This is a genomic window from Pseudomonas sp. E1BtOHC1 (genome assembly GCF_058744285.1).
In genome coordinates this window covers 2,609,178-2,635,579 of the sequence record NZ_CP196023.1, presented here as the reverse complement: position 1 = coordinate 2,635,579, position 26,402 = coordinate 2,609,178, and the positions used below count along the sequence as shown (strand labels likewise).

General features: G+C 61.7%; 28 protein-coding genes. 14 read left to right on the top strand and 14 right to left on the bottom strand.

What is annotated here, in order from left to right:
- Positions 1 to 13: 13 nt before the first annotated feature.
- The 6 genes from flgK to ACSSVC_RS12055 all read right to left on the bottom strand — a co-directional run bounded on the left by flgK (position 14) and on the right by ACSSVC_RS12055 (position 6,805).
- Positions 14 to 2,065 carry a flagellar hook-associated protein FlgK gene (gene flgK, locus ACSSVC_RS12080; RefSeq protein ID WP_346632010.1) on the bottom strand — a complete coding sequence of 684 codons (2,052 nt, stop codon included), beginning with the start codon at positions 2,063 to 2,065 and terminating at the stop codon, positions 14 to 16.
- Positions 2,066 to 2,075: 10 nt separating this feature from the next.
- Entirely contained in the window at positions 2,076 to 3,341 is a 1,266-nt protein-coding gene (flgJ, locus tag ACSSVC_RS12075; RefSeq protein WP_346632011.1) for a flagellar assembly peptidoglycan hydrolase FlgJ, read from the bottom strand.
- A 10-nt stretch (positions 3,342 to 3,351) separates the two neighbouring features.
- A complete protein-coding gene (locus tag ACSSVC_RS12070; protein ID WP_123723934.1) occupies positions 3,352 to 4,461 on the bottom strand; it encodes a flagellar basal body P-ring protein FlgI in 1,110 nt (369 codons plus the stop codon).
- Positions 4,462 to 4,476: 15 nt separating this feature from the next.
- Positions 4,477 to 5,172, bottom strand: coding sequence for a flagellar basal body L-ring protein FlgH (gene flgH / locus ACSSVC_RS12065; protein WP_011059951.1), 696 nt, complete (start codon positions 5,170 to 5,172; stop codon positions 4,477 to 4,479).
- Between the two features lie 61 nt (positions 5,173 to 5,233).
- Complete coding sequence (gene flgG, locus ACSSVC_RS12060) at positions 5,234 to 6,019, bottom strand: flagellar basal-body rod protein FlgG (RefSeq protein ID WP_102864053.1); 786 nt, start codon at positions 6,017 to 6,019, stop codon at positions 5,234 to 5,236.
- Positions 6,020 to 6,064: 45 nt separating this feature from the next.
- Positions 6,065 to 6,805, bottom strand: coding sequence for a flagellar basal body rod protein FlgF (locus tag ACSSVC_RS12055; protein ID WP_492612324.1), 741 nt, complete (start codon positions 6,803 to 6,805; stop codon positions 6,065 to 6,067).
- A gap of 333 nt (positions 6,806 to 7,138) precedes the next feature.
- Between ACSSVC_RS12055 and ACSSVC_RS12050 the strand changes: the two genes are divergently transcribed.
- Together ACSSVC_RS12050 and ACSSVC_RS12045 are read left to right on the top strand one after the other, a co-directional pair.
- Positions 7,139 to 8,005 (top strand): phytanoyl-CoA dioxygenase family protein, encoded by an 867-nt coding sequence (locus ACSSVC_RS12050; protein ID WP_346632012.1) that lies wholly within the window; start codon positions 7,139 to 7,141, stop codon positions 8,003 to 8,005.
- Positions 8,002 to 8,724, top strand: coding sequence for a TylF/MycF/NovP-related O-methyltransferase (locus tag ACSSVC_RS12045; protein ID WP_060838116.1), 723 nt, complete (start codon positions 8,002 to 8,004; stop codon positions 8,722 to 8,724). The genes ACSSVC_RS12050 and ACSSVC_RS12045 overlap by 4 nt, the downstream gene beginning before the upstream one ends.
- A gap of 54 nt (positions 8,725 to 8,778) precedes the next feature.
- Here ACSSVC_RS12045 and ACSSVC_RS12040 read toward each other — a convergent pair whose 3' ends face one another.
- Positions 8,779 to 10,341 carry a sigma-54-dependent transcriptional regulator gene (locus tag ACSSVC_RS12040; RefSeq protein WP_123392028.1) on the bottom strand — a complete coding sequence of 521 codons (1,563 nt, stop codon included), beginning with the start codon at positions 10,339 to 10,341 and terminating at the stop codon, positions 8,779 to 8,781.
- Between the two features lie 305 nt (positions 10,342 to 10,646).
- On the opposite strand from ACSSVC_RS12040, the gene phhA reads away from it, so the two are divergent.
- The 6 genes from phhA (at position 10,647) to ACSSVC_RS12010 (ending at position 14,977) form a co-directional block, all read left to right on the top strand.
- Entirely contained in the window at positions 10,647 to 11,438 is a 792-nt protein-coding gene (phhA, locus tag ACSSVC_RS12035) for a phenylalanine 4-monooxygenase (RefSeq protein ID WP_123723930.1), read from the top strand.
- Positions 11,439 to 11,507: 69 nt separating this feature from the next.
- The gene (locus ACSSVC_RS12030) at positions 11,508 to 11,864 is read left to right on the top strand and encodes a 4a-hydroxytetrahydrobiopterin dehydratase (protein ID WP_007930096.1); all 357 of its coding nucleotides are present in this window, start codon (positions 11,508 to 11,510) and stop codon (positions 11,862 to 11,864) included.
- Complete coding sequence (locus ACSSVC_RS12025; RefSeq protein WP_404938701.1) at positions 11,864 to 13,054, top strand: amino acid aminotransferase; 1,191 nt, start codon at positions 11,864 to 11,866, stop codon at positions 13,052 to 13,054. Before ACSSVC_RS12030 ends, ACSSVC_RS12025 begins: the two co-directional genes overlap by 1 nt.
- Positions 13,055 to 13,256: 202 nt before the next feature.
- A complete protein-coding gene (locus ACSSVC_RS12020) occupies positions 13,257 to 13,388 on the top strand; it encodes a hypothetical protein (RefSeq protein ID WP_258009278.1) in 132 nt (43 codons plus the stop codon).
- Between the two features lie 89 nt (positions 13,389 to 13,477).
- Positions 13,478 to 13,660 carry a hypothetical protein gene (locus ACSSVC_RS12015; protein ID WP_346632015.1) on the top strand — a complete coding sequence of 61 codons (183 nt, stop codon included), beginning with the start codon at positions 13,478 to 13,480 and terminating at the stop codon, positions 13,658 to 13,660.
- 117 nt (positions 13,661 to 13,777) lie between these two features.
- Positions 13,778 to 14,977, top strand: coding sequence for an MFS transporter (locus tag ACSSVC_RS12010; RefSeq protein ID WP_446438885.1), 1,200 nt, complete (start codon positions 13,778 to 13,780; stop codon positions 14,975 to 14,977).
- Here the strand turns inward: ACSSVC_RS12010 and arfB are convergent.
- Positions 14,974 to 15,387 carry an alternative ribosome rescue aminoacyl-tRNA hydrolase ArfB gene (gene arfB, locus ACSSVC_RS12005; protein ID WP_492612323.1) on the bottom strand — a complete coding sequence of 138 codons (414 nt, stop codon included), beginning with the start codon at positions 15,385 to 15,387 and terminating at the stop codon, positions 14,974 to 14,976. The genes ACSSVC_RS12010 and arfB overlap by 4 nt on opposite strands.
- A gap of 201 nt (positions 15,388 to 15,588) precedes the next feature.
- A complete protein-coding gene (locus tag ACSSVC_RS12000) occupies positions 15,589 to 17,010 on the bottom strand; it encodes an amino acid permease (RefSeq protein WP_404938699.1) in 1,422 nt (473 codons plus the stop codon).
- A 1,027-nt stretch (positions 17,011 to 18,037) separates the two neighbouring features.
- Here ACSSVC_RS12000 and ACSSVC_RS11995 point away from each other — a divergent pair.
- The gene (locus ACSSVC_RS11995; RefSeq protein WP_178116200.1) at positions 18,038 to 18,175 is read left to right on the top strand and encodes a hypothetical protein; all 138 of its coding nucleotides are present in this window, start codon (positions 18,038 to 18,040) and stop codon (positions 18,173 to 18,175) included.
- A gap of 63 nt (positions 18,176 to 18,238) precedes the next feature.
- A complete protein-coding gene (locus ACSSVC_RS11990; protein ID WP_346632019.1) occupies positions 18,239 to 19,204 on the top strand; it encodes a CgnE/CgnB domain-containing protein in 966 nt (321 codons plus the stop codon).
- 172 nt (positions 19,205 to 19,376) lie between these two features.
- On the opposite strand, the gene rluB is transcribed toward ACSSVC_RS11990, so the two are convergent.
- From rluB to ACSSVC_RS11965, 5 genes are all read right to left on the bottom strand, one after another.
- Positions 19,377 to 20,567: a 23S rRNA pseudouridine(2605) synthase RluB gene (gene rluB, locus ACSSVC_RS11985; RefSeq protein ID WP_346632020.1), complete on the bottom strand. Its 1,191-nt coding sequence runs from the start codon at positions 20,565 to 20,567 to the stop codon at positions 19,377 to 19,379.
- A gap of 266 nt (positions 20,568 to 20,833) precedes the next feature.
- Positions 20,834 to 21,838 (bottom strand): SMC-Scp complex subunit ScpB, encoded by a 1,005-nt coding sequence (gene scpB, locus ACSSVC_RS11980; protein WP_492612322.1) that lies wholly within the window; start codon positions 21,836 to 21,838, stop codon positions 20,834 to 20,836.
- Between the two features lie 12 nt (positions 21,839 to 21,850).
- On the bottom strand, positions 21,851 to 22,669 hold the full coding sequence (locus tag ACSSVC_RS11975) for a segregation and condensation protein A (RefSeq protein ID WP_123723921.1): 819 nt from the start codon (positions 22,667 to 22,669) through the stop codon (positions 21,851 to 21,853).
- Positions 22,670 to 23,299: an L-threonylcarbamoyladenylate synthase gene (locus ACSSVC_RS11970; protein WP_102864113.1), complete on the bottom strand. Its 630-nt coding sequence runs from the start codon at positions 23,297 to 23,299 to the stop codon at positions 22,670 to 22,672.
- Between the two features lie 13 nt (positions 23,300 to 23,312).
- The gene (locus ACSSVC_RS11965) at positions 23,313 to 24,173 is read right to left on the bottom strand and encodes a PHP domain-containing protein (RefSeq protein WP_123723920.1); all 861 of its coding nucleotides are present in this window, start codon (positions 24,171 to 24,173) and stop codon (positions 23,313 to 23,315) included.
- An 87-nt stretch (positions 24,174 to 24,260) separates the two neighbouring features.
- Between ACSSVC_RS11965 and ACSSVC_RS11960 the strand changes: the two genes are divergently transcribed.
- From ACSSVC_RS11960 to ACSSVC_RS11945, 4 genes are all read left to right on the top strand, one after another.
- Entirely contained in the window at positions 24,261 to 24,857 is a 597-nt protein-coding gene (locus tag ACSSVC_RS11960; RefSeq protein ID WP_346632022.1) for a septation protein A, read from the top strand.
- Position 24,858: 1 nt separating this feature from the next.
- Positions 24,859 to 25,158 carry a YciI family protein gene (locus ACSSVC_RS11955; protein WP_402894414.1) on the top strand — a complete coding sequence of 100 codons (300 nt, stop codon included), beginning with the start codon at positions 24,859 to 24,861 and terminating at the stop codon, positions 25,156 to 25,158.
- 110 nt (positions 25,159 to 25,268) lie between these two features.
- A complete protein-coding gene (locus tag ACSSVC_RS11950; RefSeq protein WP_346632024.1) occupies positions 25,269 to 25,679 on the top strand; it encodes an SH3 domain-containing protein in 411 nt (136 codons plus the stop codon).
- A 7-nt stretch (positions 25,680 to 25,686) separates the two neighbouring features.
- A complete protein-coding gene (locus tag ACSSVC_RS11945; RefSeq protein WP_346632025.1) occupies positions 25,687 to 26,364 on the top strand; it encodes a response regulator transcription factor in 678 nt (225 codons plus the stop codon).
- The last annotated feature ends 38 nt before the right edge of the window (positions 26,365 to 26,402 follow it).

The following is a 26,402-nucleotide window of genomic DNA, read 5'->3' as shown; positions in this document are numbered from 1 at the left end:
GGGCTACGACTCCTTAAAGGCTGTTGATCAGCGTGCTGAAGGTTTCCTGCGCAGCCTTGATGATCTGCGAAGACGCTGTGTAGTACTGCTGGAACTTGACCAGGTTGCCGGTCTCATCATCCAGGTTGACCCCGGACAGCGAGTCGCGGGCGCCCTTGGCGTTGGCCAGGATGGAACCGTTGGCAGCGCTGTCGAGCTTGGCCTGGCTGGCCTTGGCGCCGACGTTCTCGATCAGCTTGCCGTAGGCATCCACCAGGGTGATGCCCTTGCTCGCCGAACCGGTGTCAACGGTCTGCTTGGTCTGCAGACCCGACAGCGTCAGGCCGTTGCGGTTATCGGAAGAACCGGCGCCATTCACCGAAATGTTCATGTTGTCGCCGGCATTGGGCGAACCGGCAACGGTCATCTGCACCGTGAAGGTCTTGGTCACGGGTGGCGTGCCACCGTCGGTGATCGGGTTGCCGCTGGCATCGAGCATCTTGACCTGCAGGTTCAGGACATTGCTCTGCCCCGGCACGATAGAGCCGCTGCCCATCTTGACGCCCTTGGCGTCAAAGTAATCGTAGGTCTGGCTGCCGCCGGACGCCGCGTTGAACACCACCTTGACCGGGCCGGAGTTCTTCAGCGCCGTCTGCATCTCCAGCTTGCTGGCAGTGTTGTAGCTGTCGATCGGCACCGCCAGGGACGGCTGCGCAGAGATGCTCAGGGAGCTCTTGACCCCGGCACCAATCTCGGCCTTCAACGGCGCAGCCAAAGCCAGGCGCTTGGCGTCAGTCATTTCCGTCTGGATAGTGGCCGCCGCATTGCGGGTCGGGGTGATCTTGAAGCTGTCACCAGCGGCCACCGTGCCATTGAGGTTCAGCGAGAAACCGTCGATCACTGGCGCCGGGCTGGTCGTGGTGCTGAAGGTGCCCATGTCCTTGCCGTCGGAACGCTTGACGGTGTAATCCGTGGCACTGCTGAAGGTCACGGTGTAGTCACCGGTGCTCAGCTTGCCGGTGTCCTTGATGGTCACATCGAAGTTGCCCGAGCCTGCGCTGTTGGCGGCGCTGGCCATACTGCGCTGACTGATCATCCGCAGGCTGTTGATGTCGTTGAACAGGTTGCCGCCGAACTCACCGTTCTTGTCGATGCCCTGGGCCATCTGGCTGTTCATCTGGTCGGCAACCACCAGGGCCACGCGCCCCAGCTCGTTCATGGCCGGGTCCAGCACTTCACTGCGATAGCGCAACAGACCACCAATCTCGCCACCGGTGGTGACGTTGGTGATGTCCACGGTGCTGGTGCCGCGATTGAGCTGCAGCATGGAGCGCGTCGGGTCGTTCTTACCCTGCACCACTTCCAGGGTGTTGGCGGAGTTACCCATCACCAGCGGTTGGCCACTGCCCAGGTACAGGTCGAGGCTGGAGCCACGCTCCGACACCTGAACACCGATAAAGGTCGACAGCTGGCGTACGGTTTCGTTACGGGCGTCCAACAGGTCGTTGGGCATGCCGTTGCCGTTGGTCGACAGTTCGGAAATCTTCTGGTTGAGCTGGGCAACGGTATTGGCCAGCTTGTTGACCTGATCGGCCATGCTCGCCATGTTGCCGTTGATGTTGCTGTTCTGTTCGTTGAGCTGGCTGGACACCGAGTTGAAACGGTTGCTCAAGGCCTGGGTGTCGCTGAGCAGCAACTGCCGGGAGGCCTCATCGGTAGGCTTGGCGTTGAGGTTCTGCAGAGAAGCGAAGAACTTGGTCAGGGCGCCGTTCATGCCGGTGCCATTGTCCGACAGCAACTGGTCGATCGGGCTGATCTGGCCCTGGTAGGCCGCAACGTCACTGTTGAGGGACGTGGCAGTGCGCAACTGGGCATCGAGGAAGCTGTTGTACACCCGGCGTACGTCCGCCAGGGTGGTACCGGTGCCGATGAAGACATTGCCGAATTGAGCAGAGGCCTTGGTGCCCTGCACGGTCTGCTGGCGCGAGTACCCGGCGGTGTCGGCGTTGGCAATGTTGTTACCCGTAGTCACCAACGACGTTTGGCTGGCGGCCAGCCCCGACATCCCAATATTGAGCAAACTCATGATTCAGACCTTATAAATTCGTGGAAACGCCCGCCGCAGCGTAGTTCTGGTAGTTCTTCATCTGCTTGGCTATCTGCGAAATCTTGCTAGCGTAATCCGGGTCCGTTGCATACCCGGCTTTTTGCAACTCGCGAACAAACTGTTCTGGTTTATCGGCAACCTTCAGCACTTCTTGATAGCGATTATTGCTCTGCAGCAAGGTCACCAGATCGTGGAAGCTGTCCTGGTAGGAGTCATAGGAACGGAACGCCGCCGTCTCCTTGACCATCTGCCCATCGCGGAACTCGCTGGTGATCGCTCGCGCCTGTGCACCCTGCCAACTTTTGTTGGCCTTGATACCGAACAGGTTGTGACTGCTGCTGCCATCCTGCTGACGCATCACCGATTTACCCCAGCCCGTTTCCAGCGCGGCCTGGGCCACCAGGTAACGCGGATCGATACCGATGCGCTGGGCCGCCTGCTGCGCCATCGGCAACATGGTGGCGACAAAATCATCTGCGGAACTGAAGGCGCGCTTGGCCGGCGCCAACGGCGGCTGAGCCATGGCCCGGCCATACACGCGCATCTTGCCCTGGGACGCGGCGTAGCCCTGATTGACCCGCCACTCGCCACGCAGCACCGCATCGGCGGCTGCACTATTGCGGGCAGGCGCCAGGTTCTGGGTAGAGGCGTCAGCAGTCGCACCCGCCGATGGCACGATACCGGTCAACAGGCGATCGGTAAGCTTGCTCGGCAACGACAGGCGCCGCTGATTGAGCAACGCCATATCGTTATGCGACACCGTGCTGCGCAATGGGTCCTGGGCACGCGAGGCCCACATTGGGCGCTGGCCATTGACCCGACTCAGCGGCCCATCCTGGGCGGTGGTACCGGCGGCAATCGGGGTCGGAGTGGCCACCGGCGCCGCGGCCGTCAAGGCCGTGTGGGTCGCACCCGGTTGAGCTGGCTTGTTCTTCATCATCTGGCGCATCAGCACATTGGCCAGGCCGATACCACCCCCCTCGCGAGACAGGGACACTGCCAGCTGCTGATCGTACATGTCCTGATACTGCTTGGCGGCCGGGGTATTGAGCGGGTTGTCCTGACCAATGACATCGGTGGCCTTGCGCATGGACTTGAGCATTTCATTGAGGAACAGCGACTCGAACTCCTGCGCCACCTTGCGCACGTTGGCTTCGCCGTTCTTGTCACCAACCTTGAGTTGCTGCAGGCGATTGAGGTCGGAATAGGACCCGGAATCGCCACTGCCGATCAATCCACTCTTACGTATATCCATGGCCGTCACCTCAAATCACGATCAGGTCGGCTTGCAAGGCGCCGGCCTGTTTCAAGGCTTCGAGAATCGCCATCAGGTCGCCTGGAGCGGCTCCCACCTGGTTCACCGCACGGACGATCTCGTCCAGGGTGGTGCCCGGGCCGAATTTGAACATCGGCTTGGCTTCCTGCTGGGCATTGACCCGCGAACGGGGAACTACTGCAGTCTGGCCGTTGGAGAGCGGACCGGGCTGGCTGACGATCGGGTCTTCGGTGATGGTCACGGTCAGGCTGCCGTGGGTCACCGCTGCCGGCGACACCTTGACGTTCTGGCCAATGACGATGGTGCCGGTACGGGAGTTGATGATGACCTTGGCCACCGCCTGCCCCGGATCGATTTCCAGGTTCTCCAGGATCGACAGGTAGTCCACGCGCTGGCTTGGGTCCAGAGGCGCGGTGACCCGGATCGAACCGCCATCGATGGCCTGGGCCACACCCGGACCGAGCATGTCGTTGATCTTGTCGACAATGCGCTTGGCAGTGGTGAAGTCCGAACGGTTAAGGTTCAGGGTCAGGCTGTTGCCCTGGTTGAAACCGCTGGGTACGGCGCGCTCCACCGAAGCACCACCGGGAATGCGCCCGGCAGACGGTACGTTGACAGTAATCTTCGAGCCGTCACGCCCCTCGGCATCGAAACCGCCCACCACCAGGTTGCCCTGGGCAATGGCGTAGACGTTGCCGTCGATACCCTTGAGCGGGGTCAGTAGCAGGGTGCCGCCACGCAGGCTCTTGGAGTTACCGATGGACGAAACGGTGATATCCACCTGCTGACCCGGCTTGGCGAAAGCTGGCAGATCGGCACTGATGGACACTGCAGCGACGTTCTTCAACTGCACGTTGCCGGAACCCGCCGGCACCTTGATGCCGAACTGCGACAGCATGTTGTTGAAGGTCTGCAGAGTGAACGGGGTCTGGGTCGTCTGGTCGCCGGTGCCGTTAAGCCCGACCACCAGGCCGTAACCGATCAACTGGTTGGAACGCACGCCGGAAATACTGGCGATGTCCTTCAACCGCTCGGCCTGAACGCCGAGGGAAGTGGACAGCAACAAGGCCGCCGCCATCAGGTGCTTGAAGTTGAACATGAGGCTTCTCATCACCTAGAAAGGGAACAGCGGACTGAGGAAGAAACGATCGAACCAGCCAGGCTGGTTGGCATCGGCAAACGAGCCGGTGCCCGAATAGGTAATGCGTGCATCTGCCACTCGGGTCGAAGACACGGTGTTATCCGTGGCGATATCGTCCGCCCGCACCAGACCTGCAATCCGCACCAGCTCATCGCCAGTGTTGAGGGTCATCCACTTCTCGCCGCGCACCGCGATGATGCCGTTGGGCAGTACATCGGCCACGGTAACCGTGATCGAACCGGTCAGGCTGTTGCTCTGCGCGGCCTTGCTGTCGCCCTTGGTGGCGCGATTGCCGCTGTAGCCGGCATTCAGGGTCAGGTCGCCATCGCCCAACGGGTTGTTGGTGTTGGGTACGGCACCAAACAGCGAGGTCAGGCCGATGCTGTTGGAGCTGGTCTTGGTCAGGGCCGAGTTGGCCCCCTTACTGGCGTTGGTCCGCTCGTTCAGGGTGATGGTGATGATGTCACCGACCCGGAACGCCTTGCGGTCGCTGTAGAGGTTCTGCTCGAAGCCGGCCTGATAGATCGAACCGTTGTTGGACGCGGAAGGCAGCGGCGTGCGCGGCAACACCGGTGCGTAGTAAGGGTCATTGGGCTTGGGCGGCGGGGCAACACAGCCCGCGAGCACGGCACTCCCACTCAGCGCTAGAACACAAATAAACCGATTCATGACCCTTCCTCACGATGTTGCCGGTGCGCCACTTCAGACCCGTGGCGACCTCAAGACTTGATTACAGCTTCTGCGTTATGAACGAGAGCATCTGGTCCGCGGTGGAGATCACCTTGGAGTTCATCTCGTAGGCACGCTGGGTGGTGATCATGTTGACCATCTCCTCAACGGTGCTGACGTTGGACGCTTCCAGGGTGTTCTGCAGTGTGGTGCCGAAGCCGTTGAGGCCCGGGGTACCGATTTGCGGCGCGCCGCTGGCGGCGGTTTCCAGGAACAGGTTGTTGCCCTGGGACTGCAGGCCCGCCGGGTTGATGAAGTCGGCGGTTTGCAGGTTGCCGATCACCTGGGAAGCCGGGTTGCCGGCGATGGTGATGGATACGGTGCCGTCCTGACCCACGGTGAAGGTCTGCGCGTCGTTGGGCACGACCACCGCAGGCTCCAGGGCGAAACCGCTGGCGGTGACGATCTGGCCGTCGGAGTTGAGGTGGAAAGTACCGTCACGGGTATAGGCCGTGGTGCCATCGGGCTGCAGGATCTGGAAGAAGCCACGGCCATTGATGGCCAGGTCCAGAGGCTGTTCGGTGGTCTGCAGGCTGCCGGCAGTGAAGTTCTTCTGCGTACCGACGATGCGCACACCGGTACCGACCTGCAGGCCGGTTGGCAGTTCGCTGTCCTGAGTCGACTGAGCACCGGGCTGACGCTTGATCTGGTACAGCAGGTCCTGGAACTCGGCGCGATCACGTTTGAAACCCGTGGTCGAGACGTTCGCCAGGTTGTTGGAAATAACACTCAGGTTGGTGTCCTGGGCGGACAGACCGGTTTTGGCAACCCATAGAGCCGGAAGCATTCGATTCTCCTCTCGCGCCTGTTTTACGGCGCTAGATACTGGTAATTAGCTGATCTGCAAGACCCGAGCCATGGCCTGGTCGTCTTCTTTGGCGCTGTTCATCATCTTGACGTGCAATTCGAACTGGCGGGACAAGGCCAGCACCGCGGTCATTTCTTCCACGGCATTGACGTTGCTCGACTCCAGGAAGCCCGACACCAGCTGCACATTGGCATCGGCAGGCGCCGGCTGGCCGTCCTTGGTCTTGATCGACCCGTCCAGCCCCTTGGTCAGGTTCTTGATATCCGGATTGACCAGCTTGATGCGATCGACCTCAGCCATGACCCGCGGACCTTCACCCATGGCACGAATGCTGATGGTGCCGTCCTGGCCGACTTCGATCTTCTGCTCGGGCGGCACGGCGATAGGACCGCCATTGCCCATGACCGGCATGCCGTTGCCGGCACGCAGCACGCCCACTGCATCGACATTCAAGCTGCCGGTGCGCACATAGCTTTCGCTGCCATCCGGGCTCTGTACGGCGATCCAGCCTTTGCCGCTGACGGCCACGTCCAGGTCACGACCGGTCTCCACCATGGAGCCGGGAGTAAAATCCGTTGCTGGCCGTTCGCCCATGGCAAAGGCCCGCGCCGGAAAACTGTCACCAAACACCGGCATCGCGCGCGCCTGCTCCAGGTCGCGCTGAAAACCGTTGGTGGAGATGTTCGCCAGATTGTTGGCATGAGCCTTTTGCGCCAGAGCATTCTGGCTGGCGCCGGTCATTGCCACATAAAGGTACTTGTCCACAATCGTTCCTCATCTGCCGGACGTTTGCCGCCCCACACTGTACTGAGCATGGCGCAAGCAATTTCTACACCAACTTTCACTGACAGCAACGCTCCCCATGCGGGCCGGGGCTTTGCCGCGAGCAACGGGATTTTCAGGGCGGAACGAGAGACGAAAAAACGGCGGACTTATGCCGCTAACGGCAAGCATCGGTCGCATGACGCGGATCAGACCCGCCCTCCGGGCCGGAGACTTTGTGAACAGATCTTGCAAGGCGCAGTGACTGGCTATCGCGACTTCAGTTTGCGGGGGGGTGGCCGACACCTAAGCCAGTGACTGCCAAGGAGAACCACTTTGAACCTGTACCTCAATCAGCTGCGCAAGACAGCTGACTTCAAGGACGCCATCTATTCCGGGGATATCTTCCTGGACACCGACCTGGCCACCGCAAAAGACCTCTGCGGGTTCGCCAAGGAAAGCATCACCGCGGCGTTTGATGGTGAAACCAACCACCAGGCTTTGCACACGATGATGCCGGTGGAAGAGTTCGTCAGCCGGGTTACCCGACTCAAGGGCCAGTTCACCAACAGCCAGCGCGTCAAGGATCTGATCCTTGGCTTCATTCACGAGATCGGCATCGATCCTCGGGACTACATTTTCGACGTACCGCGCCTGCGGGTCGTGCCCAACTACGACTACCTGCACGCCGGCGTCAGCTACGCCTACAAACCCCATCGCGACAGCTGGTACGGCAGCGTGGACTGCCAGATCAACACCTGGATGCCGGTCTACACCATCACCCCGGACCAGACCATGATGATCAACCCCAGCTACTTCGAGAAGCCGGTGGCCAACACCTCGAAAGACTGGAGCCTGAAGGACTGGATCAGCAACCAGCGGCACAAGGCCAAGGACAACCTGACCGAAGAAGTGCGGGTCCACCCGGTGCCCGTGGAGGCGATCGACGACAGCTCCGAGCTGCGCATCGCCGGCAACTCAGGTGAGATGCTGGTGTTCTCCGGCTCGCACCTGCACGGCACCGTCCCCAACCGCACTGACCGCACCCGCTTCAGCGTGGACTTCCGCCTGATGCACCTCGAAGACCTGAAACACAACCGCGGAGCCCCCAACGTCGACAGCGCCTGCCCTGACGTCGGCTCCGGCTTCAAAGACTACTTCCACGCCCACGACTTCTCGAATTTCCAAGGATTCAAGCCATGACCAAACGTCGCCTTACCCCCGCCGAAGCCGAATACAACGAAACCCGCGCCGGCGTACTCAAGCGGGTCGACGCCGAGTACGTTGCCGACGCGCCCTTCGTCTTCGCCAACCGCATCAACGTCACCGCCGCGCTGTCGCGCATGGAGCTGTTCAAGAAGGTCATGGATGTACCAGGGGCGATCATCGAGTGCGGCGTGTACAAGGGCAACTCGCTGATGCTCTACATGCACCTGTCGATGATCCTCGAGCCCTATGCCATCAACCGCTCCATCGTCGGCTTCGACACCTTCGAAGGCTTCACCAGCATCAACAAGGACGAGGACCCGGCCGACATCAACGAAAGCATGTTCTCCGACACCGACCAGTCGCTGATCCAGGACATGATCGATGCCAACGACCTGCTGCGTCCGGTGAACCGCATCCCGCGCTGCGAGCTGGTCAAGGGCGACATCTGCAAGACCGTGCCGGAATTCGTCAAGTCGCGCCCGGACCTGGTGGTGGCCATGCTGATCCTCGACACCGACCTGTACGAACCGACCAAGGTCGCCCTGGAAACCTTCCTGCCATACATGCCCAAGGGCGCCATCGTGGTCCTCGACGAAGTCGCCTACCGCAACTTCCCGGGCGAAACCAAGGCCCTGCGCGAAGTGTTCGACATGAACAAGATCGAACTCAAGCGCCTGCCTTTTGACTCCTGTGTCGGCTACTTCCATATCTGAAGACCGCCAGTCCCGAGCCAAACGAAAAGCCCCGCTTCATAAGCGGGGCTTTTTTCATTCCGGCGATTCCTTTCCGACCTCGTACTGCCGCAGCTTGTTGGCGATGGTGGTATGGGAAACCCCCAGGCGCTTGCCCAACTGCCGACTGCTGGGATGCTCGGCATAAAGGCTTTCCAACACGGCCTTTTCGAAGCGCCCGACAATCTGCTCCAGGCCGCCCTCCAGGGAAAAATCCCCCAGCGGCTGGCGGGCGCCATAGTCCGGCAGACGGATATGCTCGGCCTTGACCGTGCCGCCATCACACAGCGAGACCGCCTGAAACAGCACGTTCTCCAACTGCCGGACATTGCCCGGCCAGTGGTAGTGGCTGAGGCGCTCCATGGCCGCCGGAGCCAGCCGCGGTAGCGGACAACCGATCTGGCGACTGGCCTGATCGAGAAAGTGCTCCACCAGGGGCGTCAAACCGTCGAGGCATTCGCGCAGTGGCGGAATATGCAGGGACAGCACGTTGAGTCGGTGGTACAGGTCCTGGCGAAACTCGCCCCGTGCGCACAACTCGGACAGATCCACCTGAGTCGCGCAGATCACCCGCACATCCAGGTATACCTCCTCGTCACTGCCGACACGGCGGAAGCAGCCATCCTGGAGGAAGCGCAGCAACTTGACCTGTAGGCGCGGGCTCATCTCGCCCACACCATCGAGAAACAGGGTGCCACCGGCCGTCAGCTCCAGCAGCCCGAGCTTGCCCTCGGCCCGAGCCCCTTCAAAGGCCCCGGGGCCATAGCCGAACAGCTCGGTCTCGGCCATGGACTCCGGCAGCCCGGCGCAGTTGAGGGCCATCAGCGGCGACTGGCCCCGAGGGCTGGCCAGGTGGCAGGCGCGGGCCAGCAACTCCTTGCCGGTGCCGGTCTCGCCTTCGATCAGCAGCGGCGCATCCAGTGGCGCCATGCGTCGGGCTTCCCGCACCACCGCCGCCATGACTTTCGAGCTCTGGAAAATACTGTCAAAGCCCCGCAGTTCCTGCTTGCGCACATTGTAGATACGCTCCCCTACCCGATCCGCCCGGTGCAGGGTCAATACCGCGCCGGCCATGGCTTCGCTGTCATCGTGTTCCGATTGCAGCGGGGCGATATCCGCCAGGAACACGTCGCCCTTGACCTTGACCCGCAGCCCGTTGATCCGCGACTGGTTGGCCCGTACCAGCTCCGGCAAATCGAAATCCTCGGCGTAGCGTGACAGTGGAATCCCCGGCACCTCATCCACCCGCACGCCCAGCAACTGCGCCGCCGCCCGGTTCGCGGCCACAATGGAGCCGCCCATATCGATGGACAGCACCGGGAACTCCAGGGCCCCCAGCAGCGCATTGAGCTCCATGTGCCGACGCTCGCTGGGCATCAGCCCGACCCTTTTGACGCCAAACACCCCGGCGATGGATTCAAACTTGGGGCGCAACGCCTGGAACTGCAGGTTGATCAGGTTCGGGCAGTGCAGATAGATGGCATTGCCATGCTCGCCACCTACCTCGCCCCGAGCCACGTTGATCCCGTATTCCACCAGCAGATTGAGGATGTCCCGCAGGATGCCGATGCGGTTCTGGCAGTGAACTTTGATACGCATGAAGAAAGCCCCAAAGCGGATAATGGAGGGCATAAACGCCGAAAGCCGACGCTTTTGACGCCGGCATTTGCAAACTTTCTGCGGGATGGCGCAGATAATCGTCAAGATTATGTGACAGCAAAGGGCTTTTTCAAACCGGAAAACCCACAATACTTGGGAGCCCCAGGCAAAATCGTAACGATTAGTTTACAAAATGACGCTCTACGCCCCTCCGCCACCGGCGGCCAACTGCTGCAAAGCGTCGCACCCTGGGGTATCACTGGGGTCACACATAACAAGAACGCATCCCCTGGCAGGAGAGCAGCATGAAGCAGACGCAGTACGTGGCCCGCGAGCCCGACGCGCAAGGTTTTATCGACTATCCACCCGAAGAACACGCGGTGTGGAACACCCTGATCACGCGCCAGTTGAAAGTGATCGAGGGCCGCGCGTGCCAGGAGTACCTGGACGGCATCGACAAGCTCGGCCTGCCCCACGACCGCATTCCGCAGCTGAGCGAAATCAACAAGGTCCTCGGCGAAACCACGGGCTGGCAAGTGGCCCGGGTGCCGGCACTGATTCCTTTCCAGACCTTTTTCGAACTGCTGGCCAGCAAGCGCTTTCCAGTGGCGACCTTCATTCGTACCCGCGAAGAACTGGACTACCTGCAGGAACCGGACATCTTCCACGAGATCTTCGGCCACTGCCCGCTGCTGACCAATCCCTGGTTCGCCGAATTCACCCACACCTACGGCAAGCTCGGCCTGCAAGCCACCAAGGAGGAGCGTGTCTATCTGGCGCGCCTGTACTGGATGACCATTGAGTTCGGCCTGGTGGACACACCGACCGGACGGCGCATCTACGGCGGTGGCATCCTCTCCTCGCCCAAGGAAACCGTGTACAGCCTGTCCGAAGAGCCGGAGCACCAAGCCTTCGACCCGCTGGAAGCCATGCGCACGCCTTATCGCATCGACATCCTGCAACCCATCTACTTCGCCCTGCCCAACCTCAAGCGCCTGTTCGACCTGGCCCATGAAGACATCATGGCCCTGGTTCATCAAGGCATGCAGTTGGGTCTGCACGCACCCAAGTTCCCGCCAAAACCCAAGGCGGCCTGAGCAGCCCGCCCTCGCGGGCGGCTGCGAAAGATAGTAACTTCCAACAAGAATCGAACTCAGGAACACACCATGACCGCTCTGAACCAAGCCCATTGCGAAGCCTGCCGCGCCGATGCCCCTCAGGTCAGCGACGAAGAACTGCCGGTACTGATCAAGCAGATCCCCGACTGGAACATCGAAGTTCGCGACGGCGTGATGCAACTGGAAAAAGTCTTCCTGTTCAAGAATTTCAAATTCGCCCTGGCCTTCACCAATGCCATGGGCGAGATCTCCGAAGCCGAAGGCCATCACCCAGGCCTGCTCACCGAATGGGGCAAGGTCACCGTGACCTGGTGGAGCCACTCGATCAAGGGCCTGCACCGTAACGACTTCATCATGGCGGCCCGCACCGACGAAGTGGCCAAGACCGCAGAAGGACGCAAGTAATGCATTTCGATGCCATCGGCCGCGTACCCGGCGATCCGATTCTCGGCCTGATGGAGGCCTACGCCAACGATCCCAACCCGCGCAAGTTCGACCTCGGCGTGGGGGTCTACAAGGACGCCCAGGGCCTGACGCCGATCCCGCAATCGGTGAAGCTGGCGGAGCAGCGCCTGGTAGACCGCCAGACCACCAAGACCTACATCGGCGGCCACGGCGACGCGGCCTTCGGCAAGGTGATCAATGAACTGGTACTGGGCAGCGATTCGACACTCATCGCCGAACAGCGCGCCGGCGCTACCCAGACGCCGGGCGGCACCGGAGCCCTGCGCCTGAGCGCCGACTTCATCGCCCAGTGCCTGCCGGGCCGCGGCGTTTGGTTGAGCAACCCGACCTGGCCGATCCACGAAACCATCTTCGCCGCAGCCGGGGTCAAGGTCAGTCACTACCCCTACGTGGGCAGCGACAACCGCCTGGACGTCGAGGCCATGCTGGACACCCTGAACCGGGTGCCCGAGGGCGACGTGGTGCTGCTGCACGCCTGCTGCCACAACCCCACCGGTTTCGACCTCAGCCAGGCCGACTGGCAACGGGTGCTGGAGGTGGTTCGCAAGCGCAACCTGCTGCCGCTGATCGACTTCGCCTACCAGGGCTTTGGCGACGGCCTGGAACAGGATGCCTGGTCAGTGCGGTTGTTCGCCGCCGAACTGCCGGAAGTGCTGATCACCAGCTCCTGCTCGAAGAACTTCGGCCTGTACCGCGATCGTACCGGGGCCCTGATTGTCTGTACCCGGGATGCGGAAAAGCTCCTGGACGTGCGCAGTCAACTGGCCCATATCGCCCGTAACCTGTGGTCCACGCCACCGGATCACGGGGCCGCAGTGGTCGCCACCATCCTCGGCGACCCGGAGCTGAAAAGCCTCTGGGCCGACGAAGTGGAAGCCATGCGCCAGCGCATCGCCCAACTGCGCGCCGGCTTGCTGGAAGCCTTGCAGCCCTACGGCCTGGCCGAGCGCTTCGCCCACATCGGCGTGCAACGCGGCATGTTCTCCTACACCGGCCTGAGCCCGTCTCAGGTCAAGGAACTGCGTGAACACCACAGCGTGTACATGGTCAGTTCCGGCCGGGCCAACGTCGCCGGAATCGACGCTTCGCGCCTGAGCCTGTTGGCCGAGGCGATCGCTCGGGTCGTCTAAAAGCAGAGCGCGTGCTTGCCGGCGCGGGTGGCCTTGAGGGTGCCTTCGCCGACAAGCCGGTTCCTGCTGCGGCGTTGCCCTTTCATCCCAAAATCGCGATAAAAATCTTTTTGTCATTTCCAGTGCTGTATCCTGCCCAGGCTTTTTAAAAGCGCGGACCTACCCAGCGATTTAAAAAACAGACTTTGCGAGGAGCAACGACATGCATGAGATTCCGAATCTCCCCTTCCCAAGCCTGCACGAAACTGAGCAGACAACCACGCCACAAGCCAGTGCTGAAAAGCCTGTAGTGCAAGAAGCCGCCGACAGCCGCAAGGCCGACAGCGAAGACTGAAAAAGAGCTGTAACCAGACCGTGTGGAAAGCGCTACTCAAGCGCTTTCCACACCGCCTGAATCCTCACCCCCCGAGCCTCTGCCGAACCATGACCGACTCCTTCAGCGAAACCCAGGCCAGCGTACTGATGGGTACTGCGGAAAAAATGATCGAGGTCTGGAATCGCCTCAGTCCGGAAAAACAGGCCGCCCTGCTGGCCCGTTTTGGCACCCAGGAAAACGCCCTGGCCGCCCTGGTCACCACCCATCTGCTGAACGCCAAAGACGCCTGATTCAATCCATCAATCAGGAAAGTTCTGAACAACGCGTCGATTTCTCCCCCTGCATTCCCGTCTACATCGGTATCATAAGCAGCCTATCTATTTAGCTGTCGCAGTGGACCCATGCCCATGCCAGATACCCAGCGCCCCTTGGCGGTCACGCTGCAAGTCGTCTCCATCGTCCTGTTCACCTTTATCGGCTACCTGAACATCGGCATTCCCCTGGCGGTACTGCCGGGCTACGTCCATAGCGACCTGGGATTCGGTGCGGTGATCGCCGGCCTGGTGATCAGCGTGCAATACCTGGCCACCCTCCTCAGCCGCCCCTACGCCGGACGCATCATCGACAACCTGGGCAGCAAGCGTGCTGTCATGTACGGCCTGGCCGGCTGCGGCCTGAGCGGGGTGTTCATGCTGCTTTCCGCCTGGCTGCAGAGCCTGCCGACCCTGAGCCTGGTCAGCCTGCTGATCGGCCGCCTGGTACTGGGCAGCGCGGAAAGCCTGGTGGGATCGGGTTCAATTGGCTGGGGCATCGGCCGGGTCGGCGCACAGAACACCGCCAAGGTGATTTCCTGGAACGGCATCGCCAGTTATGGCGCCCTGGCCATCGGCGCGCCCCTGGGGGTATGGCTGGTCAATCGCCTGGGCCTGTGGAGCATGGGGGTAAGCATCATTCTGCTGGCGGTGCTCGGCCTGCTACTGGCCTGGCCAAAACTCGCCGCGCCGATAGTCGCCGGAGAGCGCCTGCCGTTCATCCATGTACTGGGCAAAGTCTTCCCCCATGGTTGCGGCCTGGCCCTGGGCTCCATCGGCTTTGGCACCATCGCCACCTTCATCACCCTGTACTACACGACCCAGCACTGGTCCAACGCGGTGCTGTGCCTGAGCCTGTTCGGTGCCAGTTTCATTGGCGCGCGCCTGCTGTTCGGCAACCTGATCAACCGCCTCGGCGGCTTTCGCGTGGCCATTGCCTGCCTGTCGGTGGAAACCCTCGGTCTGTTGTTGCTGTGGCTGGCCCCCGATGCCAACTGGGCCCTGGCCGGCGCGGCCTTGAGTGGCTTTGGCTTCTCTCTGGTGTTCCCGGCACTGGGCGTGGAAGCGGTCAATCTGGTGCCGGCCTCCAGCCGCGGCGCGGCGGTGGGCGCCTACTCGTTGTTCATCGACCTGTCATTGGGCATCACCGGGCCGCTGGCCGGGGCGATTGCCGCCGGCTTCGGCTTTGCCTCGATCTTCCTGTTTGCCGCCATCGCCGCGTGTTGCGGCCTGCTGCTGAGCCTGTACCTGTATTACCAGGCGCCCAAGCTGCGCAAGGAACGCGAGAACCGCTAAAAGTCCACCTTACCGCGGCCGGCCTTGATGCTGCCGCGCTTGGCCTTGGTCTCCAGCCGGCGCTTCTTCGAGCCCAGGGTCGGCTTGGTCGGACGACGTTTCTTTTCCACCTTGATGGCACTGAGAATCAGCTCGGTGAGACGCTCCAGGGCATCGGCGCGATTCTGCTCCTGGGTGCGGTACTGCTGGGCCTTGAGAATGATCACGCCTTCACTGGTGATGCGACTGTCGCGCAGCGCCAGCAGCCGCTCCTTGTAGAACGGCGGCAGGGACGAGGCCGGAATGTCGAAGCGCAAATGCACTGCGCTGGACACTTTATTGACGTTCTGCCCGCCGGCGCCCTGGGCGCGGATGGCGGTCAGCTCGATCTCGGCATCCGGCAGATGCACGTTGTTGGAAATCACCAGCATGGAACAGGAATCCGTCTTCAGGGCGCACAGGATACCCCCATTCTCCACGCTCTTGCGGGCCTCTTCGCTGGCAAGGCAGCGCCTGCAAGAGACAGCCCTCGCAGGAGCCGGCTTGCCGTCGAAGGCGATCTGCATGCCCAACAAAAATCACAGGCATGAAAAACCCGGCCGGAGCCGGGTTAGTCATTGCCGGGGCCGCGCTTACTTCAGCGAAGGGCTGGCCGCCTGCAGCGCATGCTGGGCACTGCGCTTGTTCTTGATCAGGTAGCAGACCCACATGAACACCACCCACACCGGGATCGCGTACACCGAGATCTGGATGCCCGGGATCATCAGCATGATGCCGAGGATGAACACCACGAACGCCAGGCAGACGTAGTTGCCGTAGGGGTACCACAAGGCCTTGAACAACGAGGTCTGGCCAGTGCGGTCCATGTGCTGGCGGAACTTGAAGTGCGAGTAGCTGATCATTGCCCAGTTGATCACCAGGGTCGCCACCACCAGGGACATCAACAGCTCGAGAGCGTGCTGGGGAATCAGGTAGTTGAGCACCACGGCAACGAAGGTCACCACCGCCGAAGCGAGGATCGACATCACTGGCACGCCGCGCTTGTCGATCTTGGCCAGGACTTTCGGCGCATCGCCCTGCTCAGCCATGCCCAGCAGCATGCGGCTGTTGCAGTAGGTGCCGCTGTTGTACACCGACAGCGCCGCGGTCAGGACCACGAAATTGAGAATGTGCGCGGCGGTGTTGCTGCCCAGCATCGAGAACACCTGGACGAACGGGCTGCCGCTATAGGCGTCGCCGGAGGCATTCAGGGTCACCAGCAGGGTGTCCCACGGGGTCAGCGACAGCAGCACCACCAGGGCGCCGATGTAGAAAATCAGGATGCGGTAGATCACCTGATTGATCGCCTTGGGGATCACGGTTTTCGGCTTGTCGGCCTCGGCTGCAGTGAAGCCGAGCATTTCCAGGCCGCCGAAGGAGAACATGATGATCGCCATGGCCATCACCAGGCCGCTGACGCCGTTGGGAAAGAAGCCGCCATGGGACCAGAGGTTGCTCACCGATGCCTGCGGGCCGCCGTTACCGCTGACCAGCAGGTAGCTGCCCAGGGCAATCATGCCGACGATGGCCACCACCTTGATGATGGCGAACCAGAACTCGGCCTCGCCGAACACCTTGACGTTGGCCAGGTTGATGACGTTGATCATCACGAAGAACACCGCTGCCGAGGCCCAGGTCGGCACATCCGGCCACCAGTAGTGCACGTACTTGCCGACCGCGGTCAGCTCCGACATACCCACCAGGATGTAGAGAATCCAGCAGTTCCAGCCGGAAAGGAAACCGGCGAAGCCGCCCCAGTATTTATGGGCGAAATGACTGAAGGAACCGGCCACCGGCTCTTCGACGATCATCTCGCCCAGCTGGCGCATGATCATGAAGGCGATGAAACCGCAGATGGCGTAACCGAGGATCATCGATGGACCGGCGGATTTGAGCACCCCGGCCGACCCCAGGAACAAACCGGTACCGATCGCGCCGCCCAGGGCAATCAGTTGAATATGGCGATTTTTCAGGCCGCGTTTCAGCTCGCCCGAATGCGAGTTTTGTCCACTCATGAAAAGGTTCTCACGCAAGGTTTGATGATGTTTGCAAGACGTTGCCGCCCGGTGAAGGCTTAAGCGGCGCGGAGCAAACCCCAGCGCAGGCACCCGAAGTTCAGCGTTTTTCTAACGGTCATGCGTCACCTGTTTGTTTTTATCTGTGACGAAATCGAACCCACCACGCTCGTGACGCGGCGGAGTGAACAAGGTGGATAACCTTGAGTTTATTGGCCCGGCAGCAGTGTCTTCAGCGCCCTGGGAGCAGGCTGAAACACGCGGCGCAGACGCAAAGTGCGCGGGTACGCAGTTGGGTCACAGTTAAAACGCCGCGCATTGTACACCCCTGACCCCCTGCCGCCAGACACCGCTGTATCAGCGTGCCGGTAACCGGGATCCTGCGGGGCCTGCTCGATGCTCGGCATCGGCGGCGGAAATTTGGACGGACCGAGTGGGGTCGTCGATGAAGGTGCGATGACCATCGCCCTTCGAAGGGTGTCGGTGAAAGTCGGTTACGGCGTTCATTGCGCCTCCTTCTTGTTATGCACCTGTACGCAGGCAGGTGTGCATCTCACCTGCCTTGGCGCCCCGGAACAAGCGGGCCAGAGCCTCCACGGCCAGAGTGCCCGGCGCCCGGCGGCAGCTTTTCCTTACAGCATCCGGACCTTGGCCGATTCAGGGCAAAACACGGAAGATTTCGTAATATTTTCTTTACATCGCGTAACGCAAATTTGCCAAACCAGATCGACCAGCGCAGCGACTGCAAATTGACGCGCACACCCTCCGGCACCGGAAAAAGCCTTAGCTTTTTGTTTTCAGGCAATAAAATTTCGCCCTAAAAATAGAAAATAAAGTTCAGTAGAAAATAATCTAATTATTTTTTTGCACTTCAAAATGCCCTGAACTAGGTTTCCAGCCACTTGCCGGATGCCTCGTCCGACAAGTACGAGGAGTGGATGAACAGCCCTCGCAACCATCCCGTTCGCCGCTGTTGATCCGCTCCGCCAATGGACTGCTATGCCCTATGTCATCTAGGAGAGTCACCATGCAAACACTGGAACAAGACCTGGAAACCGAACTGCAACTGGACGATTGGTTCGAAGCGGCAACCCATGATGCGGCAGTGGAAATGATGCAGGCCGATGCGGTGGTGCCGTTCGGCACGGCGATGTGGCCGATGTAAGGCGCCCGGACCGGAGCAGGCCTCGGGCCTGCCCCGGTCACCTTTGTCCTCCAGGGAGGTTTTATGGACCAGACCCGCGCCATCCGCCATTTCCTGTACTACCTCGAACGCCATCCGGCCCTGAGCGGCGCACAGGCCTGGAAAGTGGTGATCGGCCATACCGCCGAATACCAGGCCATGGCCAACGCCATCATCGAACAGTCGCGCCAGGCCACGCCCCTGGCTGTCAGCGCTCTGCGCCTGGACCTGGAGCCGGCCGAACGCCTCGCCCAGGCGATCATCGACTGTGACCTGTACATCTTCTTCTACGACTCCTCGACCCTGCCCCAGCCACGCCCCGATGGCCCGGAATTCCTCCGCCCCCTACATGGCCTGATGGCCGAACACTGGAAGAAGTCCCTGCTGTTCAAGGATTACGGCGACTATTTCTACGACACCTTCAGCGTCGAACCACAACGCATCGCCGACCTCAATGCCACCTTGATCCGACGCCTGTCCCACGCCAGCACCCTGAGCTTCAGCGACCCCCAGGGCTCTTATTTCGAGGCCCCCCTGGACAGCGTGAAGAAGTGGACCGACATCAACGGCGTAGGCAATTACGACCTGGCGCCGGGTGAGATCGCCACCCACAGCGACGCGATCAATGGTCATGTGAAATTCCTCGGCACCTTCCTCAGCACCATCCCCTTTGCGCGCAAATACGGGGTGCTGCAGATTCCGCTGGAGCTGTGGATCGAGAACTCCAGCATCCGCCAGGTCGCCACCCAGGTGCCCGGGCTGGCCAATGACTTCAACAAGTACCTGGACGCCAACCCGTCGAACCGACGTATCGAGGAGCTGGGGATCGGCACCAACGAAGGGATCAAGTCCTTGTACGGACGCAACTCCGGCTTTGAAGAGCGTCATTGCGGCCTGCATCTGGGGCTGGGAGGCGGAGCCAAGGGCAGCCACCACCTGGACCTGATCTTCAGCGCCGGCGTGCTGACGGTGGACCACAAACCGGTGTTTGACGGCCAGTTCGCCTTTTAACTTCACCTTGTGTAGGAGCTGGCTTGTGTAGGAGCTGGCTTGCCAGCGAAAGCGATCATGAGCCTTGAGCAAGGCTCGAGAGCCTATTCGCCGACAAGCCGGCTCCTACGAAGCACCGGGCAAAAAAAAACGCCAACCCGGAGGTTGGCGTTTTTTGTCGGCGGGCCGAGGCTTATTCCGGCTTGCGACGACCGAAGCCAGGACGCTGGCCGCTACCGGCCGGGGCGCCACGGCGCTTGCCGGACGGTGCGTCCTTGTCCAGCACCAGGCTTGGACGCTTGGACTTCGGTGCAGGCTTGGCCGGACGCTTGGTGTCCGCCGGACGCTCGGCTACCGGAGTACCACGACCGCTTGCCGGACGCGGTGCGCGTGGTCCGCGCTCGCCATCCTGACGGGCTGCCGGCTTGCGCCCTGGACGCTCGCCTTCGATCTGCGGCTCGCGGGACGCACGCGGGTTGGCCGGTGCACCATTGGCCGGGCGCAGGGTGCGTACACGCTCGCTCTTGCCCACCGGACGCGAGGATTTGCGCTGCATGCGCTCCAGCTTGTCCTTGGACTTGGCATTGAGCTGTGGCAGCGCCACCGGCGTCAGGCCGACTTCGGCGCTGAGCACGTCGACTTCGTACTGGCTCATTTCGCGCCAGCGCCCCATGGGCAGGTCGGAATTGAGGAACACCGGACCGAAACGCACGCGCTTCAGACGGCTGACCACCAGGCCCTGGGACTCCCACAGACGACGCACTTCACGGTTGCGACCTTCCATCACCACGCAGTGGTACCAGTGGTTGAAACCTTCGCCACCGGGAGCCTGCTTGATGTCAGTGAACTTGGCCGGGCCGTCTTCGAGCATGACGCCTGCCTTGAGGCGTTCGATCATCTCGTCGTCAACTTCACCACGGACCCGTACCGCGTACTCACGGTCCATCTCGTAGGACGGGTGCATCAGGCGGTTGGCCAGTTCACCGTCGGTGGTGAACATCAGCAAGCCGGTGGTGTTGATGTCCAGCCGGCCGATGTTGATCCAGCGGCCCTCTTTCGGACGCGGCAGCTTGTCGAACACGGTGGGGCGACCTTCCGGGTCGTCACGGGTGCAGATCTCGCCGTCGGGCTTGTTGTACATGATCACGCGGCGCACCGATTCGGCGGCCTCTTCGCGCTTGATCACCTTGCCATCGATGGAAATGGCGTCATGCAGGTCGACACGCAGGCCGAGGGTGGCCTCTTTGCCGTTGACCTTGATCCGGCCCTGGCTGATCCAGGACTCGACGTCGCGGCGCGAGCCGACGCCGATGCGGGCAAGGACTTTCTGCAGCTTCTCGCCGGCTGGACGGATTTCCTGGTCGTTCTGATCGGTATCGCTCATCTGGGCACCTCCCGGTGTGTCGCTTCAGGCTTGAGCGGCCTGAAGACGTGAAAACAGGTTCTCTGGCGAAGGGATCGCCAAAGGGTCGCGAATCATACGCTCATGGCGGCGGTTGCGCATCACAGACTAGTTGATAAGTCGCCGCCCTGGCTTTTTTCCGCCCACCGGTGCCCGCCACCTGCAGGAGCCGGCTTGCCGGCGAAAAGGCCCACAAGCCTTGCACAAAACCGGCTGACGCCTTCGCTGGCAAGCCAGCGCCTACACGGTCAGTCGTCCAGCAGGCGGCGTTCGTTTTCGATGGCTTCAGCCAGGGCCAGGGCTTCGGCCTCTTCTTCGCTCAGCTCAGGCTCAGGCTCCGAAGGCTCCAGGGCTGCAACGGCAGCCAGCAACTTGGCCCGAGCCTCGGCAACACCCAGCACATCGTCCTCGGCTTCAAACTGCGGCTCCTCTTCGGGCTCGACCGCAAACTCATCGGAGTCGTCACCAGGGATGCCAGGCTCGGCTTGCACTTCTGGGTGATCGAACACCGGCTCAGAGTTCCCAGGCTCAACCGCGCCATCACGATGCAAGTCGTCGAAGTCGGTCTTGATCCCCTCCTCCATAGAGTCCAGCTCCAGCAGCAGGGTATGGAAGCTGGTCTCTTCCTTGGGCTCTTCCGGCTCGGCGCTGGCATCGGCCAGTTGCTGCAGGTGCTCGGGCACCGGCACATCGTCGAACTCCAGCACCGGCTCGGCCTCGATCTCCCGCAGTTCGGCCAGGGGCGGCAGGTCATCGAGGTTCTTCAGGTTGAAATGGTCGAGAAAAGCCTTGGTGGTGGCGAACATCGCCGGTTTGCCCGGCACATCGCGGTAACCCACCACCCGAATCCACTCGCGTTCGAGCAGGGTCTTGACGATGTGGCTATTGACCGCCACGCCGCGCACATCCTCGATCTCGCCCCGGGTGATGGGCTGGCGGTAGGCAATCAGAGCCATGGTTTCCAGCATGGCCCGGGAATAACGCTGAGGCCGCTCTTCCCACAGGCGGCCAACCCAGGGGGCGAACTTTTCACGGATCTGCAGGCGATAGCCGGAAGCCACTTCCTTGAGCTCGAAAGCCCGTCCTTCGCAGGATTTGCCCAGCAGGGTCAGGGCCTTCTTGAAGACGGCCGGGTCCGGCCGCTCGGCTTCTTCAAAGAGCTCGAACAGGCGCTCCAGGGACTGGGGTTTTCCCGAGGCCAACAGAAAGGCTTCGAGCAGGGGCGCCAGCTCGCGGGGTTCATTCAGGTTCATGATTTAAGCTCGTTATTCGGCTCGCGCCCGTACGTGGATGGCCGCAAAGGGCTCATTCTGCACCAGCTCGACCAGGGATTCCTTGACCAGTTCGAGAATCGCCATAAAGGTCACCACCACTCCCAGGCGCCCCTCTTCTGCCGTAAACAACTCGACAAAGGGCACGAAACCGCCGCCCTTGAGGCGCTCCAGCACATCACTCATGCGCTCGCGGGTGGACAAGGCCTCGCGGCTGACCTGATGGCTTTCGAACATGTCGCCACGGCGCAGCACCTCGGCCATGGACATCAGCAACTCTTCCAGGGCCACATCCGGCAGCAATTTGCGCGCCCGGGCCTGCGGGGCGTCGAGCTTGGGCACCACGACGTCGCGACCGACCCGGCTCAGGCCGTCGATGCCTTCGGCGGCGGCCTTGAAACGCTCGTACTCCTGCAGGCGGCGAATCAGCTCGGCCCGGGGATCGTCCTCTTCTTCTTCGATCTCGGCGGAGCGCGGCAGGAGCATCCGTGACTTGATCTCGGCCAGCATCGCCGCCATCACCAGGTACTCGGCGGCCAGTTCCAGACGCACCGACTGCATCAGTTCCACATAGCCCATGTACTGGCGGGTGATTTCCGCCACCGGGATGTCGAGGATGTTGATGTTCTGTTTGCGGATCAGGTACAGCAGCAGGTCCAGCGGGCCTTCAAAGGCTTCGAGGAAGACCTCCAGGGCATCCGGGGGAATGTACAGGTCCAGGGGCATTTCCATGACCGCCTGGCCGTAGACCATGGCGAATGGCAGTTCCTGTTGGGCGCCGGCCTGCTCGTCGACGGTTTCCAATACGGACATCTAGGCCTCGGCCATGAACGGCGCAGGGTCGCCGCAACCGACGCGAATCACTTCCGGTTCGCCATCGGCGAGGCTGATCACCGTGGAGGACTCGGTACTGCCGAAGCCGCCGTCGATGATCAGGTCCACCTGATGCTCCAGCAACTGGCGCATTTCATAAGGGTCGCTCAGTGCCTCGGTATCGCCGGGCATGATCAGGCTGACACTCATCAGCGGCTCACCCAGTTCGGCCAGCAGCGCCAGGGCAATGGGATTGCTCGGCACCCGCAGGCCGATGGTACGGCGCTTGGGGTGCAGCAGCAGGCGCGGGACTTCCCGGGTGGCGTTGAGAATGAAGGTGTAAGGCCCCGGCACATGGGCCTTGAGCAGGCGGAAAGTGCCGGTGTCGATCTTGGCGAACAGCCCCAACTGCGACAGGTCGCTGCAGATCAGGGCGAAGTTGTGCTTGTCGTCCAGTTGACGCAAGCGCCGCACTCGTTCGATCGCGCCCTTGTCGCCCATCTGGCAGGCAACGGCGTATGACGAATCCGTGGGATAAATCACCACGCCACCGCCGCGAATGATCTCGACGGCCTGTTTGATCAGGCGTGGCTGTGGGTTTTCCGGGTGGATCTGGAAAAATTGACTCACTGTCTCTACCTGTTCAGGCGGCAATAATTGGCTCATGTTTGAACCGACACCAAAGTGGCGGCAGGTCCTCCGGAACCGGACGATACTCGCCGATCTCGGACCAGCCTCCTGGGCCATGAAAGTCACTGCCGGCGCTGACCAGCAGTCCGAATTCACGAGCAAGGATAGCCAAACTGCCCACTTGCTCTGCAGGTTGGTGGCCATTGACCACCTCGATTGCATGGCCACCGGCTTGAATATAGTCGGCAATCAAGCGGCGACGCTTGCTGCGGGTGAAATCGTAATGCCAGGGATGCGCCAGGCTGACCCAGGCCCCCGCCTCGCGAAGGGTGCCGACGGTGTCTTCCAGAGTCGGCCAGTGCTGCTTGACGTCCCCCAGTTTTCCCGCCCCCAGCCATTTGCGAAAGGCTTCGGCACGATCCTTCACAAAACCGGCACGTACCAGATAGTCGGCAAAGTGCGGCCGCGCCGGGGCATTGCCACTGTCCCCCAACTCCTGCTGGATTGCCCTGGCGCCTTCCAGCGCCCCGGGCATGCCCTTGAGGGCCAGCTTGCGGCTGATCTCCTCGGAGCGCAGCCAGCGCCCCTCGTGCAGTTTGTCGATGGCCGCCACCAGGGCCGGAGCCTGGGTATCGAATCCATAACCCAGCACATGAATGGTGGCGCCGCCCCAGGTGCAAGACAGCTCGACGCCATTGACCAGTTGCATGCCCAATTGCTGTGCAGCCTGGCGAGCCTCCGCCAGGCCTTCGAGGGTGTCGTGGTCGGTCAAGGACAGGATTCGCACGCCTCTCTCGTACGCACGCGCAACCAGAACCGCGGGCGCCAGGGCACCATCGGAGGCCGTGCTATGGCAGTGCAAATCAACATTCACAGGACGATAAAACCTCAAGTCAGCTGGCGCTTTCGCTACCAAGGATGTTTGTTATTATGCCGCCACATCCTGCTTCTGGCTGCCACTGTGAAACAATTCATCGACTTCATCCCGCTGTTCCTGTTTTTCATCGTCTACAAAATCGATCCCCGGGTCGTCGACCTTGCCGGTCACGAAGTCACCGTGGGCGGTATTTACAGCGCCACCGCGGTGTTGATCATCAGTTCCCTGGTGGTCTACGGCGCACTGTTCATTTCCCAACGCAAACTGGAAAAAAGCCAATGGCTGACCCTGATCGCCTGCCTGGTCTTCGGCAGCCTGACCCTGGCCTTCCATAGCGAAACCTTCCTTAAATGGAAGGCGCCGGTGGTCAACTGGCTGTTCGCCCTGGCCTTTATCGGCAGCCACTTCATCGGTGATCGCCTGCTGATCAAGCGCATCATGGGTCACGCCCTGACCCTGCCGGACCCAGTGTGGACCCGCCTGAACATCGCCTGGATCGCCTTCTTCCTGTTCTGCGGCGCCGCCAACCTGTTCGTCGCCTTCACCTTCCAGAGCATCTGGGTCGACTTCAAGGTCTTCGGCAGCCTGGGCATGACTGTATTGTTCCTGGTGGGCCAGGGTGTCTACCTGTCGCGCCACCTGCATGACGCCGATCCCACCACCCCGAAAACCGAGGACTGACATGCTTTACGCAATCATTGCCACAGACGTCGCCAACTCCCTGGAAAAGCGCCTGGCCAACCGGCCGGCGCACCTGGAACGGCTGCAAGTGCTCAAGGACCAAGGGCGTGTGGTGCTGGCCGGCCCGCACCCGGCGATCGACAGCAATGACCCTGGCGCCGCCGGCTTCACCGGCAGCCTGATCGTCGCCGAGTTCGACTCCCTGAGTGCCGCCCAAGCCTGGGCCGACGCCGACCCCTTTGTGACCGCCGGCGTCTATGCCCATGTGCAGGTCAAGCCGTTCAGGCAATCGATGCCGTAAATCCTCCCTGACGCGATGAACCTTCACGGCTCATCGCGTTCTCAATCGCTCATTATTCTCGTTTGACGGCCGACAACCTGCCCAACACTCGATTGGAATCAGGAGTTTCGATGCGCCAAGGTCCGCTGTGCCTGCTGTTGGTCATGTTGTCGATCGGGGCTCCGGCCCTTGCCGAGGAAGCCCAGGAATCCGGTCATTCGACGCCGCTGTCCCTGAGCGCCGGCAGTCAGATCACCGAGTTGCAGCAACGCTTGAAAGAAAGCGAACGCCTGCGTGAAGAGCTGAGCAAACAACTGCAGAGTGCCGATGCCGAACGGGAAAGCCCGCAGCTGACCCGCTTGCGCCAGGAGAACCAGCGCCTCAAGCTGCAACTCAAGGAGGCCCAGGCCAACCCGGTGCCGCGCCTGCTGACCGACCAGCAGCAATGGTTTGTCACCGGCGGCGGCGTGGCCCTCATCGCCCTGCTCTGCGGTATCTTTGCCAGTGGCGGACATCGCAAGCGTCGACAATGGCTAAATTGAGTGATTCATGAGCGACCTGTTACTGATTGATGACGACCAGGAGCTGTGCGAGCTCCTGAGCAGCTGGCTCGGCCAGGAAGGTTTTCAAGTACGGGCCTGCCACGATGGCCTGAGCGCACGCCGGGCCTTGTCGGAAACCGCCCCGGCTGCGGTGGTCCTGGACGTGATGCTGCCCGACGGCAGTGGCCTGGAGCTGCTCAAGCAACTGCGCAACGACCACCCCGACCTGCCGGTACTGATGCTGTCGGCCCGTGGCGAGCCCCTGGACCGTATCCTCGGCCTGGAGCTGGGCGCCGACGACTACCTGGCCAAGCCTTGCGACCCTCGCGAACTCACCGCCCGCTTGCGCGCCGTGCTGCGCCGCAGCCACCCGGTGGCAGCGTCCAGCCAGCTGGAGCTGGGAGACCTGTGCTTCAGTCCGATTCGCGGCGTGGTCAACATCGACGATCAGGACATCACCCTGACCGTATCCGAAAGCCGCCTGCTGGAAGCCCTGCTCAAGCAGCCGGGCGAGCCCCTGGACAAACAGGAACTGGCGCAGATCGCCCTGGGTCGCAAACTGACCCTGTACGACCGCAGCCTGGACATGCACGTCAGCAACCTGCGCAAGAAGATCGGCCCCCACTCCGACGGCCGCCCGCGGATCGTCGCCCTGCGCAGCCGCGGCTATTACTACAGCCTGTGATTGCAACGTGCCCTGACGCATTTGTCAGGGCACGGAAA

Coding starts and splice junctions, on each gene's coding strand:
- flgH (WP_011059951.1), bottom strand. CDS start 5,172: ATGAATCGGTTTATTTGTGTTCTAGCGCTGAGTGGGAGTGCCGTGCTC.
- ACSSVC_RS12045 (WP_060838116.1), top strand. CDS start 8,002: ATGACCAAACGTCGCCTTACCCCCGCCGAAGCCGAATACAACGAAACC.
- ACSSVC_RS11975 (WP_123723921.1), bottom strand. CDS start 22,669: ATGTCCGTATTGGAAACCGTCGACGAGCAGGCCGGCGCCCAACAGGAA.
- phhA (WP_123723930.1), top strand. CDS start 10,647: ATGAAGCAGACGCAGTACGTGGCCCGCGAGCCCGACGCGCAAGGTTTT.
- ACSSVC_RS12040 (WP_123392028.1), bottom strand. CDS start 10,341: ATGCGTATCAAAGTTCACTGCCAGAACCGCATCGGCATCCTGCGGGAC.
- ACSSVC_RS12030 (WP_007930096.1), top strand. CDS start 11,508: ATGACCGCTCTGAACCAAGCCCATTGCGAAGCCTGCCGCGCCGATGCC.
- ACSSVC_RS12015 (WP_346632015.1), top strand. CDS start 13,478: ATGACCGACTCCTTCAGCGAAACCCAGGCCAGCGTACTGATGGGTACT.
- ACSSVC_RS11945 (WP_346632025.1), top strand. CDS start 25,687: ATGAGCGACCTGTTACTGATTGATGACGACCAGGAGCTGTGCGAGCTC.
- rluB (WP_346632020.1), bottom strand. CDS start 20,567: ATGAGCGATACCGATCAGAACGACCAGGAAATCCGTCCAGCCGGCGAG.
- ACSSVC_RS12000 (WP_404938699.1), bottom strand. CDS start 17,010: ATGAGTGGACAAAACTCGCATTCGGGCGAGCTGAAACGCGGCCTGAAA.
- ACSSVC_RS12070 (WP_123723934.1), bottom strand. CDS start 4,461: ATGTTCAACTTCAAGCACCTGATGGCGGCGGCCTTGTTGCTGTCCACT.
- ACSSVC_RS12020 (WP_258009278.1), top strand. CDS start 13,257: ATGCATGAGATTCCGAATCTCCCCTTCCCAAGCCTGCACGAAACTGAG.
- scpB (WP_492612322.1), bottom strand. CDS start 21,838: ATGAACCTGAATGAACCCCGCGAGCTGGCGCCCCTGCTCGAAGCCTTT.
- flgK (WP_346632010.1), bottom strand. CDS start 2,065: ATGAGTTTGCTCAATATTGGGATGTCGGGGCTGGCCGCCAGCCAAACG.
- ACSSVC_RS12010 (WP_446438885.1), top strand. CDS start 13,778: ATGCCAGATACCCAGCGCCCCTTGGCGGTCACGCTGCAAGTCGTCTCC.
- ACSSVC_RS11955 (WP_402894414.1), top strand. CDS start 24,859: ATGCTTTACGCAATCATTGCCACAGACGTCGCCAACTCCCTGGAAAAG.
- ACSSVC_RS11990 (WP_346632019.1), top strand. CDS start 18,239: ATGGACCAGACCCGCGCCATCCGCCATTTCCTGTACTACCTCGAACGC.
- ACSSVC_RS12025 (WP_404938701.1), top strand. CDS start 11,864: ATGCATTTCGATGCCATCGGCCGCGTACCCGGCGATCCGATTCTCGGC.
- arfB (WP_492612323.1), bottom strand. CDS start 15,387: ATGCTGGTGATTTCCAACAACGTGCATCTGCCGGATGCCGAGATCGAG.
- ACSSVC_RS11995 (WP_178116200.1), top strand. CDS start 18,038: ATGCAAACACTGGAACAAGACCTGGAAACCGAACTGCAACTGGACGAT.
- flgJ (WP_346632011.1), bottom strand. CDS start 3,341: ATGGATATACGTAAGAGTGGATTGATCGGCAGTGGCGATTCCGGGTCC.
- flgG (WP_102864053.1), bottom strand. CDS start 6,019: ATGCTTCCGGCTCTATGGGTTGCCAAAACCGGTCTGTCCGCCCAGGAC.
- ACSSVC_RS11950 (WP_346632024.1), top strand. CDS start 25,269: ATGCGCCAAGGTCCGCTGTGCCTGCTGTTGGTCATGTTGTCGATCGGG.